The sequence below is a fragment of the Mesorhizobium sp. EU05-FHT14A09 genome, assembly GCF_058790995.1.
This window is the reverse complement of sequence record NZ_JBYTDF010000002.1, coordinates 360717-375567: the sequence shown is the minus strand read 5'-3', so window position 1 is coordinate 375567 and position 14851 is coordinate 360717. Positions and strand designations below refer to the sequence as shown.

The 14851-nt window shown below is 61.9% G+C and carries 15 protein-coding genes; 11 read left to right on the top strand and 4 right to left on the bottom strand.

The genetic code is table 11. The features are described 5' to 3' along the window. Positions 1-44: 44 nt before the first annotated feature. Together AC3WTO_RS09220 and AC3WTO_RS09215 are read left to right on the top strand one after the other, a co-directional pair. Positions 45-722 carry a winged helix-turn-helix domain-containing protein gene (locus AC3WTO_RS09220; protein ID WP_492460404.1) on the top strand — a complete coding sequence of 226 codons (678 nt, stop codon included), beginning with the start codon at positions 45-47 and terminating at the stop codon, positions 720-722. Continuing rightward, positions 709-2085, top strand: a complete 1377-nt coding sequence (locus AC3WTO_RS09215) for a HAMP domain-containing sensor histidine kinase (RefSeq protein WP_492460403.1) — start codon at positions 709-711, stop codon at positions 2083-2085. The genes AC3WTO_RS09220 and AC3WTO_RS09215 overlap by 14 nt, the downstream gene beginning before the upstream one ends. Before the next feature lie 65 nt (positions 2086-2150). Here AC3WTO_RS09215 and AC3WTO_RS09210 read toward each other — a convergent pair whose 3' ends face one another. Next, positions 2151-3056 carry an aminoglycoside phosphotransferase family protein gene (locus AC3WTO_RS09210; protein WP_492460402.1) on the bottom strand — a complete coding sequence of 302 codons (906 nt, stop codon included), beginning with the start codon at positions 3054-3056 and terminating at the stop codon, positions 2151-2153. On the opposite strand from AC3WTO_RS09210, the gene AC3WTO_RS09205 reads away from it, so the two are divergent. Beyond that, positions 3055-3318: a hypothetical protein gene (locus tag AC3WTO_RS09205; RefSeq protein WP_492460401.1), complete on the top strand. Its 264-nt coding sequence runs from the start codon at positions 3055-3057 to the stop codon at positions 3316-3318. The genes AC3WTO_RS09210 and AC3WTO_RS09205 overlap by 2 nt on opposite strands. Here the strand turns inward: AC3WTO_RS09205 and groL are convergent. Next, entirely contained in the window at positions 3315-4955 is a 1641-nt protein-coding gene (groL, locus tag AC3WTO_RS09200) for a chaperonin GroEL (protein ID WP_492460400.1), read from the bottom strand. The genes AC3WTO_RS09205 and groL overlap by 4 nt on opposite strands. 61 nt (positions 4956-5016) lie before the next feature. Further along, a complete protein-coding gene (gene groES / locus AC3WTO_RS09195) occupies positions 5017-5313 on the bottom strand; it encodes a co-chaperone GroES (protein WP_019173599.1) in 297 nt (98 codons plus the stop codon). A 269-nt stretch (positions 5314-5582) separates the two neighbouring features. Here groES and AC3WTO_RS09190 point away from each other — a divergent pair, with 269 nt between their 5' ends. Continuing rightward, positions 5583-6395 carry a class I SAM-dependent methyltransferase gene (locus tag AC3WTO_RS09190; protein WP_492460399.1) on the top strand — a complete coding sequence of 271 codons (813 nt, stop codon included), beginning with the start codon at positions 5583-5585 and terminating at the stop codon, positions 6393-6395. Positions 6396-6460: 65 nt separating this feature from the next. On the opposite strand, the gene AC3WTO_RS09185 is transcribed toward AC3WTO_RS09190, so the two are convergent. After that, positions 6461-7132 carry a TetR/AcrR family transcriptional regulator gene (locus AC3WTO_RS09185; RefSeq protein ID WP_492460398.1) on the bottom strand — a complete coding sequence of 224 codons (672 nt, stop codon included), beginning with the start codon at positions 7130-7132 and terminating at the stop codon, positions 6461-6463. Between the two features lie 96 nt (positions 7133-7228). On the opposite strand from AC3WTO_RS09185, the gene AC3WTO_RS09180 reads away from it, so the two are divergent. From AC3WTO_RS09180 to AC3WTO_RS09150, 7 genes are all read left to right on the top strand, one after another. Beyond that, positions 7229-8413 carry an MFS transporter gene (locus tag AC3WTO_RS09180; protein ID WP_492460397.1) on the top strand — a complete coding sequence of 395 codons (1185 nt, stop codon included), beginning with the start codon at positions 7229-7231 and terminating at the stop codon, positions 8411-8413. 13 nt (positions 8414-8426) lie between these two features. Next, the gene (locus AC3WTO_RS09175) at positions 8427-9710 is read left to right on the top strand and encodes a D-arabinono-1,4-lactone oxidase (protein WP_492460396.1); all 1284 of its coding nucleotides are present in this window, start codon (positions 8427-8429) and stop codon (positions 9708-9710) included. Further along, positions 9710-10858, top strand: a complete 1149-nt coding sequence (locus AC3WTO_RS09170) for an alanine racemase (protein ID WP_492460395.1) — start codon at positions 9710-9712, stop codon at positions 10856-10858. The genes AC3WTO_RS09175 and AC3WTO_RS09170 overlap by 1 nt, the downstream gene beginning before the upstream one ends. A gap of 111 nt (positions 10859-10969) precedes the next feature. Further along, a complete protein-coding gene (locus AC3WTO_RS09165; protein ID WP_492460394.1) occupies positions 10970-11905 on the top strand; it encodes a bifunctional helix-turn-helix transcriptional regulator/GNAT family N-acetyltransferase in 936 nt (311 codons plus the stop codon). A 177-nt stretch (positions 11906-12082) separates the two neighbouring features. Next, positions 12083-12607: an OsmC family protein gene (locus AC3WTO_RS09160; protein WP_492460393.1), complete on the top strand. Its 525-nt coding sequence runs from the start codon at positions 12083-12085 to the stop codon at positions 12605-12607. Positions 12608-12961: 354 nt separating this feature from the next. Beyond that, positions 12962-13456 carry a MarR family winged helix-turn-helix transcriptional regulator gene (locus AC3WTO_RS09155; RefSeq protein WP_492460392.1) on the top strand — a complete coding sequence of 165 codons (495 nt, stop codon included), beginning with the start codon at positions 12962-12964 and terminating at the stop codon, positions 13454-13456. Beyond that, positions 13453-14634 carry an HlyD family secretion protein gene (locus AC3WTO_RS09150; RefSeq protein WP_492460391.1) on the top strand — a complete coding sequence of 394 codons (1182 nt, stop codon included), beginning with the start codon at positions 13453-13455 and terminating at the stop codon, positions 14632-14634. Before AC3WTO_RS09155 ends, AC3WTO_RS09150 begins: the two co-directional genes overlap by 4 nt. Positions 14635-14851 lie beyond the last annotated feature (217 nt).

Below are 14851 nucleotides of genomic sequence, written 5' to 3'. Positions count from 1 at the left end.
CCGGCTCGCACCCCGCTGAGGCTTTCCAACCCGGATCCGACCGCATGCGCATCCTTATGCTGGAGGACGACAAGAAGACGGCGGCCTTCGTTGCCAAGGGACTGAGCGAGGCCGGCCATGTCTGCGATCAACTCGCAGATGGCCGCGACGCGCTGTTCCAGGCGACGCGCGAAGCCTATGACGTCTTCGTCGTCGACCGGATGACGCCTGGGCTTGATGGGCTTTCCGTCGTGAAATCACTGCGGGCCGCCGGTGTCATGACCCCGGCCATTTTTCTCACTTCCGTCGGAGGTGTCGACGACCGGGTCGAGGGACTGCAAGCCGGCGCTGACGACTATCTGGTCAAACCTTTCGCCTTCTCGGAACTTCTGGCGCGCCTGCAGGCGCTTGGTCGCCGGCCGCCCGTGCAGGAGCAGAAGACGGTGCTCAAGGTCGCCGATCTCGAGATGGACCTGGTCAGGCGCCATGTGGCGCGGCGGGGGCAACCGATCGACCTGCAGCCGCGCGAGTTCCGGTTGCTGGAGGTGCTGATGCGGGGCGAGGGCAGGGTGATCACTCGCACCATGCTCCTGGAGCGGGTCTGGGATTTCCATTTCGATCCCAAGACCAGCGTGGTCGAAACCCATATCAGCAGGCTGCGCGCCAAGATCGACCGCCCCTTTACGGTGCCGCTGCTTCATACCGTCCGGAACACCGGCTACAGCCTCCATGCGTCCCATTGAGAGCCTGCTGCGCTCGACGCCGTTCCGGCTGGCGCTGGCCTTTTCGGCCTTTGTCATCCTCGCCTTCCTGCTGACCGGCGGCATCGTCTACCAGACGATGAGCGCGAACCTGGATCGGCGCCTCGACGACTCTGTCCGGCAAGCCTACTCGATGATCGCGACGACCTACGCCGAGAGCGACGTCGACGACCTCATCATCGCTGTGAACAGTCACGCCGTGGGCAATTCCGGCAATGACCAGCTGATCTCGCTGACGGGGGCGCAAGGCGAAAGCTTGGCCGGCAATCTTTCGGCGATCGACCTGCCCGAGGGGTTCGCCATCGTACCCGAAGGCACCCCCGGTTTCCCCGAGACGTCACCGTACAGGGCCTATTCCGGCAAGGTCGGCTCCACCAATCTCACCGTCGCGCAGAGTTTCAAGGAGACGGAAGAACTGGAAAGCCTGCTCCTGGCGAGCTTTGTCTGGGCGGCCATGATTGTCGCCGGCCTCGCCATTGCCGGCGGCGCATTCCTGGCATCCCGCGTCCAGCGCCGGCTGGACGCGATCGGTGATACGATGGTGGCTGTCTCGCAAGGCGAGCTTGAGGCACGCATCCCACAACTCGGCCGCGACGACGACATCGATGCCGTCTCGATCCAGATCAATGCCGCACTCGACCGGCTCGGTTCGCTGGTCGAAGGCATGCGACAGGTCAGCAGTGATATCGCCCACGACCTGAAAACGCCTCTCAACCGCCTGCACATGATCCTGGATGGTGCTGCCGGCAAGGCTGACAAGCGCGAGGACATCTCAGAAGACCTTGCCGAAGCCCGCGCCGAGAGCACACAGATCAACGAGACTTTCGACGCCCTGCTGCGTATCGCCCAGATCGAGGCGGGCGCCCGCAAGGCGCGTTTCGTACAGCTCGACCTTGCCGAGGTGATGGCATCGGTGGCGGACATCTATGCCGAAGTCGCCGCGGATGATGGCAAGACACTGCTCGTTACGCGTTGCGAAGCCGGAGCCACGATCACAGGAGATCGCGAACTGCTGACGCAGCTTTTCGCAAACCTGATCGAGAATGCCATTCGCCATACGCCGCAAGGTACGCGGATCGAAATTTCGGTAAGCAGACATGGGGACGGGCTGGTCGCCGAGGTCCGGGATGACGGTCCGGGAATTCCCGGCGAGGAAAAAGAGAAGGTTTTCCGGCGCCTCTACCGCCTGGACAAGAGCCGCTCGACCCCCGGAACGGGTCTCGGCCTGAGCCTGGTCAAGGCGGTCGCCGAATTGCACGGCGCTGCGGTTTCAATACAGCAACGAAATCCTGGTGTGGCAGCCGTCGTGATTTTCCCGGCGCTCACGGCTCAGAGCATTTTGTAGCCAAGTTGAATCACTTGGCGTTACAAAAAATGCGGCGAAAACAAACTTAGAAAAACGGGAACGCTCTATTTGCCGCTCCGATAGTCAGCCAGCACGGCATTGATGACGCGCTCCGACGTTCGGATTTCCTCGGCGCTGCGGCCGATCTGGCCGGAAACCGTGATCATCGCCTTCCACAAGGTCCAGGCCCGGCCGCGCGCCCAGGTGCCGGCATCAAGGGGCAGGGCGGTGCGGAAGGCGTCGCGGCTGGTGGTCTCGAACAGCGTCCAGGCAATCGCCAGATCGCAAGCCGGATCGCCGACCGCCGAACTGCCGAAGTCGATGACAGCGCAAAGCTTGCCGTCCATCACCAGCAGATTGCCCCAGGCGATATCGCCATGCACCCAGACCGCCGCATGCTGCCATTCAGAGGCAAGGGCTTCTTCCCAGATCGCATGCGCCGTCTTCGTATCGATCCGGCCTTCGAGCAGGCGAAGTGCTTCTCGCGTCTGGTCGTCATAGACGGTGAGCGAACCGCCGCGAAAATAGTTCTGCTGCCCGGCTGGCGGCCCGTCGGAAGCATCGATCCGGTGCAGTGCAGCGAGGAAGGCAGCCAGGTCGCCGGCGAATTCGTCGAGATTGCCGATGCGCCCGTTCGTTGCGGTATCTCCTTCCAGCCATTCATAGACGGACCATGGCCAGGGATAACCCGCGCCCGGCTTGCCCAGGGCAAGTGGTGCCGGGATCGGCAGGGGCAGATGCGGGGCCAGTTTCGGCAGCCAATGCTGTTCGCGGGTCACCTGCGCCGCATAGCCAGCGGCACTCGGCAGCCGCACGCTCATGTCATCGCCCAGAAGGAAGGTGCGGTTGTCCCATCCGCCGGGCTCGACCTTGCGGATCGGCAGATGTGCCCATTGCGGAAACTGGCTATCGATCAGCCGGCGTACAAGTGTCGTATCAATCTCGACCGTGATTTCGGATGTGTTCGACATGGCTATCCTCGGTGCGTGCTGGCAGCCTCGCGAAAGAAGAAAGGGCGACATTTCTGCCGCCCTTTCCCGGATATTGCCTGAGAAGGGCAGCCGTAGACGGATTTCGTTAAAAAACCATATCTTTGCCGGGACTTACCCGCGGATCGTGAAAATTGTCCCGATGTCGGGAGTGCCAAAATCCGCGACAGAAAACGACTTTGACAAAGAAAAGGGCGGCATTGCTGCCGCCCTTCACAAGCTTGAGCCGGTTGGCTGGACTTAGAAGTCCATGCCGCCCATGCCGCCCATGCCGCCAGGCATAGCCGGAGCCGGAGAATCCTTCTTCGGAGCTTCGGCGATCATGGCCTCGGTGGTGACCAGCAGGCCGGCAACCGAAGCAGCGTCCTGCAGAGCGGTACGGACAACCTTGACCGGATCGACGATACCGAAGGCGATCATGTCGCCGTATTCGCCGGTCTGGGCGTTGTAGCCGTAGGTCGCGCCCTTGTTCTCGAGCACCTTGCCGGCGACGATCGAAGCTTCAGCGCCTGCATTCGCGGCGATCTGACGGATCGGAGCCTGAAGGGCGCGACGGACGATCGCGATGCCAGCAGCCTGGTCGGCATTGATGCCGGCCGACTTGATGGCCTGGGTAGCGCGCAGCAGGGCGACGCCGCCACCAGCAACGATGCCTTCTTCCACCGCAGCGCGGGTGGCGTTCAGGGCGTCGTCAACGCGGTCCTTCTTTTCCTTCACTTCCACTTCGGTCGCACCGCCGACGCGGATGACGGCAACGCCGCCAGCCAGCTTGGCAAGACGCTCCTGGAGCTTCTCACGGTCGTAGTCCGAAGAGGTTTCTTCGATCTGCTGCTTGATCTGGGCAACGCGGCCCTGGATCTCGGCCTTCTTGCCGGCGCCGTCGACGATCGTGGTGTTCTCCTTCTCGATGCGGACCTTCTTGGCCCGGCCGAGCATGTTGAGCGTCACGCTTTCGAGCTTGATGCCGAGGTCTTCCGAGATGACCTGGCCACCGGTGAGGATAGCGATGTCTTCCAGCATGGCCTTACGGCGGTCGCCGAAGCCCGGAGCCTTGACGGCAGCGATCTTCAGGCCACCACGCAGCTTGTTGACGACCAGCGTGGCCAGAGCCTCGCCTTCGACGTCTTCCGAGATGATAAGGAGCGGCTTGGAGGTCTGCACGACGGCTTCGAGAACCGGGAGCATGGCCTGCAGGTTGGACAGCTTCTTCTCGTGCAGGAGGATGTAGGCGTCCTCGAGCTCGGCGATCATCTTGTCCGGGTTGGTGATGAAGTACGGCGACAGGTAGCCGCGGTCGAACTGCATGCCTTCGACGACTTCCAGCTCGGTCTCGGCGGTCTTGGCTTCTTCAACCGTGATGACGCCTTCGTTGCCGACCTTCTGCATCGCCTCAGCGATCATCTTGCCGACCGACTCGTCGCCGTTGGCCGAGATGGTGCCGACCTGAGCAACTTCCTCGGAGGTCTTGATCTTCTTCGCAGCCTTGCCGAGGGCGGCAACAACTTCGATGACGGCGAGGTCGATGCCGCGCTTCAAGTCCATCGGGTTCATGCCGGCGGCCACCGACTTGGCGCCTTCCTGCACGATCGCCTGGGCGAGAACCGTTGCGGTCGTGGTGCCATCGCCGGCGATGTCGTTGGTCTTCGAAGCGACTTCGCGGACCATCTGGGCGCCCATGTTCTCGAACTTGTCCTCAAGTTCGATTTCCTTGGCGACGGTGACGCCGTCCTTGGTGATGCGCGGTGCGCCGAACGACTTGTCGATGACGACGTTGCGGCCCTTCGGGCCGAGGGTAACCTTCACCGCGTCGGCGAGGATGTTGACGCCGCGCAGCATGCGCTCGCGGGCATCACGGGAGAATTTTACTTCTTTAGCAGCCATTTTTTACTCCTGGGCTTAAGCGCCCGAAATCAAGATTGGATGGTGCGGATGACTTCGGTGATCAGCCGATAATGCCCATGATGTCGGATTCCTTCATGATCAGAAGGTCTTCGCCATTGAGCTTCACTTCGGTGCCGGACCACTTGCCGAACAGAACGCGATCGCCAGCCTTGACGTCCAGCGGGACCAGCTTGCCGGCCTCGTCACGAGCGCCCGAGCCGACGGCGATGACTTCGCCTTCCTGCGGCTTTTCCTTGGCGGTGTCGGGGATGATGATCCCGCCAGCCGTCTTTTCTTCGGATTCAACCCGGCGAACGACCACGCGGTCATGAAGCGGGCGGAACTTCGACTTTGCCATTTGATTTCCTCGGTGCGAAAGGTGAGAAAGAATTTCCTCCGTCCGGCCCTGCCGGACCTTCGGTTAGCACTCGCCGTTGGTGAGTGCTAACGTGCCGGTGAGATAATCCTGCCTTGGAGGAGAGTCAAGGCGCGGCGCGGCATCTGGCCGCATGAAATCGGCGTTTTATCCTAGCCGCGGTCCTTCCTGGAGGAAGCATGCCTGCCGCAGCTGATCCAGGACGAACAAATGTGCTAATCTCATAGGTTCATGAACGGCGGATGATGGCCATGCTCAAGCCGGACCAGGTTTTCGCGGGTTCGATACCGGAAAACTACGATCGCTATATGGTACCGTTGATTTTCGCGCCTTACGCGGCGGATATTGCCCGCCGCGCGGTGTCCCTTTCACCGAGCGCCGTTTTGGAAATCGCTGCCGGCACAGGTGTCGTCACCCGGGCGCTGGCACCGGGCTTGCCTCCCGGCGCAACCTATGTCGTGACGGACCTCAATCAGCCCATGCTGGACTATGCCGCCTCCAGGCAAGCGCCCGACGGCCGCATCACATGGCGACAGGCGGACGCGATGGCGTTGCCGTTCGAGGATGCGGCGTTCGATCTGGTGTGCTGTCAGTTTGGGGCGATGTTCTTTCCCGACCGCATAGTGGCCTATGGTGAAGCGAAACGGGTGCTGAAGCCCGGTGGGCATTTCCTGTTCAACGTATGGGATCGCATCCAGGAGAACGTCTTCGCCAATGACGTGACGGATGCTCTTGCGCGGGTTTTTCCAGATGATCCGCCGCGCTTCCTGGCGCGCACGCCGCACGGCTATCATGACTGGGAACTGATCCGCCGTGACCTTGAGAATGCAGGGTTCTCCCGCGTGGAGATCGATACGAGAGCCGAACAGAGCCGCGCATCCTCGCCAATGGTACCGGCTGTCGCCTACTGCAAGGGCACCGTGCTGAGGACCGAGATCGAGGCCAGGGAGGCCGGCAGGCTGGACGCTGCAACCGACTACGTTGCGAAAGCGCTCGCGGAAAAGCATGGACAGGGCGAGGTCACCGCCAAGATCCAGGCTCATGTCATCGTGGCCAGGAACTGACTTGAGTCACAGCACATCGGCCTGACGAACAGGCTTCGCGTACCGGAGTCGACGCGGGGGTGCCTCTAATCAAAAAATGCGCGCAACTGGCCGTGGATGATCGACTTGTAGTCTTCGATCGTGCGTTTCCCTTCTGCCTCGTCTTGCGTCAGCGACAGCCGCACAACACCGCCGGCGAGTTGAAAGAACAGGAACACCAGACGCCGAAAGGCCTCGCGCCGCTCCGGCTTCAGCAGGTACACAAGCTGGTCGCAGAAAACATCAGCCTGATGGTGCGTCTCGGCGATATCGAGGTTCTGCAGAGCCTTGTCCGCCTGGATAGCGTTCTGCATATCCTGAATGGCGGGGTCTGCAGCGACGCGTTGAAAATAGTCATCAAGCATCCTGTCCGATGCCGCGATCATGCTCTCCAAGTCTTCAACGCCTGCGGCGATCTCCTGCTGTCGCGCGCGCGTTACTTCTGAAAAGCGCTCGTACAGTGTGGCCAGGATCGCCGATTTGTTCGGGAAGTAGTGATAGACGGTCGCGATCGGGCCACCGGCAAGCGCGCCGACCTCCTTCATGGTGACGGCATCTATGCCCTTTTCGCCAATCAGCCGCTTGGCGGTGGCGAGGATGGCGTCGATGCGCTCCCGGCTCCGCTCCTGTTTCGGCCGGCGCCGCAACTGCGGCCCTGCTGCACGCTTGACCTGTTTCATGAGCCGGCTGTCCACACTCCAACGCTTGCTGGCTGGCAAATCTGCATTGACAAGAAAGATGATAATGTATCAGTTTTCAAGATACTGATTGATTGTCAGCTTTTGGCTTGAGGCAACGGACGTTGGGAGGCGCCTGTGGACTCGACGAATTCCGCGCATGCTGGAGACGGGGACTGGCTGGTCGGAAATCCGACGCCACGACAGCTTGCCGCTGCGCTGTGGACCGGATCGGTCGGCCTGCTTGTCCTGGGTTTGCAGCCGGTTCTGCTCGGCGCACTGTTCACGCAGGGCCATGTCAGCGGCGACGAACTGGCCCTGGTGGCAACGGCGGAACTGATCACCATCGGTGTTGGCTCGGCCATCGTCGCAATGGCATTGCCGGCGCGCAACATGCGCGGGAAGAGCACCATTCTGCTTCTGCTCCTGGCGCTGGCCAATGTGTGGACTGCCTATGCGACAGGCGCGAACATGCTGATCGCGGCGCGCGCGGTGGCCGGCCTGGCCGAAGGCGGGCTCGTGGCGGTCGCCACCGAACTGATCGCGCGCTCGCGCAGGGCGGAGCGCATCGGCGGCTATTTCGTGTCGCTGCAGACCCTGGCGCAGTGTGTCCTGGCTTTGCTGCTCGCCCTTGTCGTCATCCCGGTCTATGGCGCGAGCGGTGGTTTTGTCACGCTGGCGGTGGTTTGTGTGCTGTCGCTGCTGGCCGCACGCGCCTTGGCGGACGACTATGCCGACCTGCCGAAAGACGAACATTTTTCAAATGTACTGACACCCGGTGCCATCACGGCGCTGCTTTCCATCTTCTGCTACTTCATGTTCTTCGGTTCGGTCTGGGCTTTCCTGGAACCGCTCGGTGCCCAGTACGGCATCGACGGCCGCACGGTCGGCCTGATCGTTTCTGCCAGCCTTGCCGCGCAAATCCTCGGCGCCATGACGGCAACCGTTTTCGAGGCACGCATCGATTATCGGCTTGCCATAGCCGGGGTCGGTATCGTTGCCGTGCTTGCATGCACGGTTCTGGCCAGCTGGCCGGCGTTGACTACCTTCTGGGCAACCGCGCTGGCGATGGGTTTCATCCTGCTCTTCATCGTTCCCTATCAGATCCGGCTGGCGATCACCTCTGACGAGACACGCACGGCAGCGCTTCTGGTGCCGGCGGCACAACTTTTCGGGCTGGCACTCGGGCCGGTCGCAGCCTCGATGCTGATCGATGATGGCGACTTCCGCGCCGTGCCGGAATTCGCGGCGGCCAGCGTTATCGCCTCCGTCGCTCTGCTCGGTCTCTTCGTCGCTCTGTCCCGCCGTCGCGCTGCCGCCTGAATCAAGGAAACCCATGAGCAACACCACGCGCTGGACGAACTGGTCGGGCTTCGTCGGGAGTTCGCCGCAACGGATCGTGACTCCTGAGAGCCTCGACGGTGTCATTGAGGCAGTGAAGACGGCGCCGGGACCTCTGCGCGTCGTCGGGGCAGGGCATTCGTTCACGCCGCTCGCCAGGACGGGTGGCACGATGCTGTCGCTGGAGAAGTTCGAAGGGCTGGTCTCGTATGACGTCGCCGCCAGTGTCGCACGCGTTCGCGCCGGCACCAGACTCGGTCCGTTGATGCGCCTCCTGCAGGCGATAGGCCAAGGCCTGCCCAACATGGGAGACATCGACAAGCAGGCCATCGGCGGGGCGCTCGGCACGGCGACGCATGGTTCGGGCCGTACGCTCGGTGCCTATCATACGCAACTGGAGGCGACGCAGTTCATCGACGGGCGCGGTGAGGTGCGGGAACTGACGCTGGCCAGGGATCGCGACGTGATCCACGCCACGGGCGTGGCGCTCGGAAGCTTCGGCGTGTTGACGGAAGTCGCGTTGAAGAACATCCCGACCTACAGGCTGCGCCGGCGCAAATGGGTGCTGCCGATAAAGGAGATGCTGGCGCAATTCGAGCCGATGATGGGCGCACACCGCTCGGCCGAGTTTTATTATGTTCCTTTCTCCGGCCATGCGCAGTTCATCGCAAGCGACCTGTCCGACAAGCCGGTAAGCCCACGGCCACCGGAAGAGGATGAAGAAGGGTTGGCCACATTGCGCAAGTTGCGCACCGGGCTGCGTTGGGCGCCATGGCTGCGCGGACTGATCATCCGTTCCGTCATGGCCAGGCTGCCGGCGGAGGATTACGTGCAGGATTGGCTCAACGTCTACGCCAGCGACCGTCTGACCCGCTTCAACGAGATGGAGTATCACCTGCCTTTCGAGGAAGGTCCGAAGGCATTGGCGGAAATCATCGCGTTGACCGAAAAGCGCTTTCCAGAGGTCTACTTCCCGATGGAGGTCCGTTCCGTCACCGCAGACGAATTCTGGCTGAGCCCGTTCTACAGGCGGCCGACCTGCTCGATTGCGATTCATCATGACGCGGCCAACGATCCGTTGCCTTTCATGAACGCGGCGGAGCCGATTTTCCGCAAATATGGCGGCCGCCCGCACTGGGGAAAGATGCACAGCCTGAAGGCCGCGGATTTCGAGGCGATCTATCCGCGCTGGAAGGACGCAATGGACGTGCGGCGCGACATCGATCCGCAAGGCCGTTTCGTTTCGCCCTACATGGCAGAACTGTTCGGGTTGACGTGATGGACGCCTATTTTCAAACGATGACGGCAGCACTGCGCGAGGCCGGGCTGTTCAAGCCTTGCCTGGTGTTGGATCGTGACCGGCTCGATGGCAATATTGCGTTGAGCAAGCGGAAGCTGGCGCCCGAGCTCGCGCTACGGCTGGTCGACAAGTCGCTGGCTTGCCTGCCGCTTCTTTCACACATTGCCGCGGCCCTCGGCTCATCGCGGTTCATGACCTTTCACCTGCCGATCAGCGCGGTCGTTCTAAAGGCCTTTCCAACAGCGGACCTGCTGCTCGGCAAGCCGATGCCGGTCGCCGCCGCCCGGCAGGTACTCGCGCGCAAGGACGATGAGTGGCGGCGGGTCTGCTGGCTCATCGATACGGAAGCGAGGCTGGAGCAGTATATGGTGATGGCGGAAACGCTGGGCTGTGAGCTGCGCATCGCCTTCGAGGTCGATATTGGCCTGCACCGCGGTGGCATAGCGGAACCGGCGGCACTGTCGCGGGTCTTGCAGCGGGTACGCCAACATCCCTTGCTGCGTTGCGAAGGCATCATGGGCTACGAAGCGCATGCACCACATATTCCAAACCTGTTCGGCGGGCCGGAGAAGGCGTTGGCGCAATCGGTCGCCGCATTCCAGGCTTTCGTGGCCTGCCTTGCACAAGTCGAGCGCCAGATCCTGAACACCGGCGGTTCGAAGACCGCGCTGTTGCACGGCGTGAAGACACAAGCGAATGAAGTGTCGATCGGTTCGGCATTCGTGCTGCCGAGCGACTTCGATACTGCCGGGCTGACCGGATTCAGGCCTGCAGCCTTCATCGCGACACCCGTGCTGAAGGTGGTCGAGGCGAGGTTGCCTGGACCGGCGCTGGTCGGCAAGGCGTTGCAGGCGCTTGGCCGGTTTCCACGTCGCGGCTGCTACATCTATGGCGGCAAGTGGATGGCGAAGCCGGTCTTTCCCGAAGGAGCACGGGAAGAAGCGATGCTTGGCCAGTCGTCGAACCAGCAGTTCATGGCCTTGCCGGACGATACGACGCTGCAGCAGGATGATTTCTTCTTTCTGCGTCCCACGCAGTCCGAGTTTGTCCTGCAGCAGTTCGGTTCCATTGCGGTGTTTTCGCAAGGCCGTATCGTCGAAGAATGGCCGGCTCTGCCGATGGGCTGAATCGACATCTTGCGAAAGCAACCTTGGGCTTGATCGTTGCTTCTGGCATCCATATACTTGACTAAGTCAACAATATGATTGACTGAGTCCATTGATGCCGTCGAGGTTCCCATGACTGCCTTTTCCAGCCCGAATGACGAGCAAGTTGCCTGCGTGCGCGCCTTCAACCGCTTTTACACGCGCCAGATCGGCCTGTTGGAGGAGGTTCTGCTGAAGAGCCCGTTTTCGCTGAGCGAAGCGCGGGTCCTGTTCGATCTTGCCCAGCGAGACGGCCAGAGTGCTGCCGAGTTAGGACGCGAGCTCGGGCTCGATGCCGGCTATCTCAGCCGTATGCTGAAGAAGTTCGAGGAGCGTGGCCTGGTGCAGCGCCAGGCACAGGCCGACGATGCCAGGCAATCGGCAATCGCGCTGACCGATGCGGGCAGGCAGACATTTGCCGACCTGGATGAAGCCTCGAACAATGAAGTCGGCGCCATGCTGGACCGGTTGCCGGCCGAACGGCGCGAAACGCTGGTCACGGCGATGATGACGGTCATGCGGCTGCTGGGCGATCAGACCGAGCCCAAGGTGCCTTACATCCTGCGGCCGCTGCAGACCGGAGATATCGGCTGGATCGCGCATCGGCAGGGGCTGCTCTACGCGCAGGAATATGGCTGGGACGAAAGCTATGAGGCGCTGGTCGCCGAAATCCTCGTCAGCTTTGTCAGATCCTACGATCCGAAAAAGGAACGCGCCTGGGTTGCGGAGCGCAATGGTGAGGTGGTGGGTTCGATTTTTGCCGTGCATCAATCCGACGAGGTGGCGAAACTCAGATTGCTTTATGTCGAGCCGTCCGCGCGCGGACTTGGCATCGGCAAGCGGCTGGTGGACGAATGCATCGCCTTCGCCCGCTCGCGCGGCTACAAGACGCTGACGCTGTGGACCAACGACATCCTGATTGCAGCACGACGCATCTATCAGACGGCAGGTTTCAAGCTGGCCAAGGAGGAACGCCACACGTCGTTCGGCAAGGAGCTGGTCGGCCAGATCTGGAACCTCGAACTTTAGGTTTGGCCGCTCTTCGATCGGCGTTGGCACGCGCGATCGCAACATTGTTCCGTTCTTGTCCGGCAGTACGCACGACCATGCCTGCACCGATCATGCGCAAGGCATCGGTTTGCTTTTCCTGGTCGAACCGACACGCGACACTTCGAGCATTCGATGCGGTCGAGCTGGAGGTGAGTGATGGCGTTCCGTTTCAAGGATGTTTTCGACAATACGCAAAGCGCGCTGGGTGCTGACGCGAGCCAGGCGGGCGTGACCTTCCAGGCGCGTTCGCAGCTCGCCGACGGGTTCCGCTCGAATGTGGCGATCCGCCAGTTCAGCGTCGGTGTCGACGAGCCGCCGGCGCTGGCCGGCCAGGATACGGCGCCGAATCCGGTCGAGTATATTCTGGCGGCACTCGGTTCTTGCCAGGAGATCACCTACCGCCTCTATGCCGACGCCCTTGGCATTCCGCTCAACGGCGTGTCGGTACAACTGAGCGGCGAGATCGACCTGCGCGGCTTCTTCAATGTCGATCCGCAGGTTCGGCCGGGCTATCAACGCATCAATGCCGAGGTCTTCATCGACAGTCCAGCGCCGGAAGCCGACATCGCCCGGCTCAAGGAAACCGTCGACCGCCATTGTCCGGTGCTCGACATCCTGCGCAATCCGACGCTGGTAGAGCTGCAACTCACCACAACGGTGCGGCAGGTGGCGGCAGAGTAGCGCAAGCGCTTACCCACCCTTGCCGTCTCGCCTTAGGGCGCCGCGCGTCCTTTCGGACGCGCAAAGGTGGCTCTAACTTTTTTGATTTGGCGCATGACGGGTGACGCGTGTCACCCCGGGGTGACGCATGCCCCCATTTCCGAAAATCGATTCCGATTTTCGGGGTCAGACGCAAGTCCAGTTTGAAGATTGTCAGGGTCGAACCGTCAGGTTCGGCCCGTTTTGTCATGCCGTCATGGCCTGCGTCCCTGTCAGGATGCTGAGGCGCCGGCGCATGGCTGCCATGCAAATTTGCCGGTTCACGTTTTTTGTGACCGGCTTGAATAGTAAGCATGCTCATTATATATCGCGCTCATGACTTCGAACACGGAACATACACTTGGCTTCCTGGTCCACACCGTGGGCCGGCTGCTGCGCAAGCGCCTGGAGCAGATGGCGATCGATACACGCCTGTCGCCGGCGCAATGGCGGCTGCTGTTCTGGGTCGCCAAGGACGAAGGCACGACCCAGGCCCGCATCGCCGAATATCTTGAAATCGAGCCGATCAGCGTTTCGCGCATGCTCGATCGCATGGAGCAGGGCGGTTGGGTCGAGCGCCGCGCCGATGCCGCGGATCGCCGTGTCCGCGCGATCTTCCTGACCGAGCTCGGACGGGAAGCCTTTTTCTACGTGAAGAGTTTTGTCGGCGAGGTCACCGAAGAGGCATTCGCCGGCGTTTCGAAGTCCGACCAGAAGATCATCATGCAGGGGCTCGAGAGGGTCATCGAGAACCTGAACAACAGCATAACGTCCTCCCAAGACGTTGAAGACGGCACCGAAGCCAAGACCTTAGAAAGTGCACCCCAATGAACGCCGTGTCCAAGATCGATGAGAAAGATGCTGCCAAGCTCGAGGTGGAACAGCCGGCCCCGGTTGCCCAGCCGGCGATAGCAGCGCCGCCTCCGGTGGAAACGCTGGCGGTGCCGCAGAAGAAGAAGTCCCGTGGACTGCGCTTCTTCCTGATGGTTTCCGTGCCGCTGATCCTGGTGGCTGCCGGCGGATATTACTGGGTGACCGGTGGCCGCTACGAAGAGACCGAAAACGCCAATCTGCAACAGGCGACGCTTTCCATTGCGGCCAATGTTCCCGGGCGTATCGTCGAGGTGAACGTTGCCGACAACAAGCCGGTCAAGAAGGGTGACGTGCTGTTCGCCATCGATCCGCAGCCCTACAAGATCGCCCTTGCGCAGGCGGATGCCGCGGTTGCCAATGCACGGCTTGGTGTCGAGCAACTGCGTTCCGCCTACAGGCAGGCCCAGGCCAAGCAATTGTCGGCGTCGAGCGAAGTCACCTATGCCCAGTCGCAATATGACCGGGCCGTGGACCTGGTGAAGAAGGGCATCAACCCGCAATCAACCCTCGACCAGACCCGCAACGACCTCGACAAGGCCAAGCAGGATCTCTCTGTCGCGGTCCAGGGCATCGACAGCGCCAAGGCTGCCCTTGATGGCAATCCCGAGATCGTCACCGACCAGCATCCGACGGTGCTGGCAGCACTTGCCGCGCGCGACAAGGCTGCCTTCGACCTCTCCCAGGCGACCGTGACAGCGCCGGATGATGGTGTTGCCTACAAGGCAGCGTCGTTCCGTATCGGCCAGTATGTCGGCGTCGGCACGCCGCTGTTCGCGCTGGTCGAGACCGGCGACACCTGGATCGATGCCAACTTCAAGGAAACGCAGCTGACACGCATGAAGCCGGGCCAGAAGGCCGAGGTCGTGCTCGATACCTATCCGGACAAGACCTTCGAGGCGAGGGTCGAGGCGATCGGGGCCGGCACCGGCGCACAGTTTTCGCTACTGCCGGCGCAGAATGCCACCGGCAACTGGGTCAAGGTCACGCAGCGTATCCCCGTGCGCCTGCTGCTCGACGACAAGGATGCCGAGCTCGCACTGCGTGCCGGCATGAGCGCTTCCGTCACCGTCGACACCGGTGTCTCGCGCGGCTTCGGTGGTCTGTTCGGCAAGGCTTTCGCGGGCGAGGTCAAGTAAGTCTGCTCTGCCGGGTGCATTTTTGACGAGGAGAATTGGTTTGCCGGCGTGACAGGTGATGCAGGCTGATGCGGTGCGCCGCTGTCCAGCCGAACCATCCGTCGCCACCCGCACAGAGTTTCCGGGCGGCAGGCACCACGAAGCGGGCGCCGGCCGTTAAACCCCCAAAACGGCTGGCATCATCCCGAGTTGGGTCGCCTGCCGCCCGGAAAGCCTG

Bases quoted from the DNA above. Each gene is read 5' to 3' on its own strand.
- AC3WTO_RS09220 (WP_492460404.1), top strand. From the start codon at position 45: ATGCGCATCCTTATGCTGGAGGACGACAAGAAGACGGCGGCCTTCGTT.
- AC3WTO_RS09215 (WP_492460403.1), top strand. From the start codon at position 709: ATGCGTCCCATTGAGAGCCTGCTGCGCTCGACGCCGTTCCGGCTGGCG.
- AC3WTO_RS09205 (WP_492460401.1), top strand. From the start codon at position 3,055: ATGGCTATCCTCGGTGCGTGCTGGCAGCCTCGCGAAAGAAGAAAGGGC.
- AC3WTO_RS09210 (WP_492460402.1), bottom strand. From the start codon at position 3,056: ATGTCGAACACATCCGAAATCACGGTCGAGATTGATACGACACTTGTA.
- groL (WP_492460400.1), bottom strand. From the start codon at position 4,955: ATGGCTGCTAAAGAAGTAAAATTCTCCCGTGATGCCCGCGAGCGCATG.
- groES (WP_019173599.1), bottom strand. From the start codon at position 5,313: ATGGCAAAGTCGAAGTTCCGCCCGCTTCATGACCGCGTGGTCGTTCGC.
- AC3WTO_RS09190 (WP_492460399.1), top strand. From the start codon at position 5,583: ATGCTCAAGCCGGACCAGGTTTTCGCGGGTTCGATACCGGAAAACTAC.
- AC3WTO_RS09175 (WP_492460396.1), top strand. From the start codon at position 8,427: ATGAGCAACACCACGCGCTGGACGAACTGGTCGGGCTTCGTCGGGAGT.
- AC3WTO_RS09170 (WP_492460395.1), top strand. From the start codon at position 9,710: ATGGACGCCTATTTTCAAACGATGACGGCAGCACTGCGCGAGGCCGGG.
- AC3WTO_RS09165 (WP_492460394.1), top strand. From the start codon at position 10,970: ATGACTGCCTTTTCCAGCCCGAATGACGAGCAAGTTGCCTGCGTGCGC.
- AC3WTO_RS09160 (WP_492460393.1), top strand. From the start codon at position 12,083: ATGGCGTTCCGTTTCAAGGATGTTTTCGACAATACGCAAAGCGCGCTG.
- AC3WTO_RS09155 (WP_492460392.1), top strand. From the start codon at position 12,962: ATGACTTCGAACACGGAACATACACTTGGCTTCCTGGTCCACACCGTG.
- AC3WTO_RS09150 (WP_492460391.1), top strand. From the start codon at position 13,453: ATGAACGCCGTGTCCAAGATCGATGAGAAAGATGCTGCCAAGCTCGAG.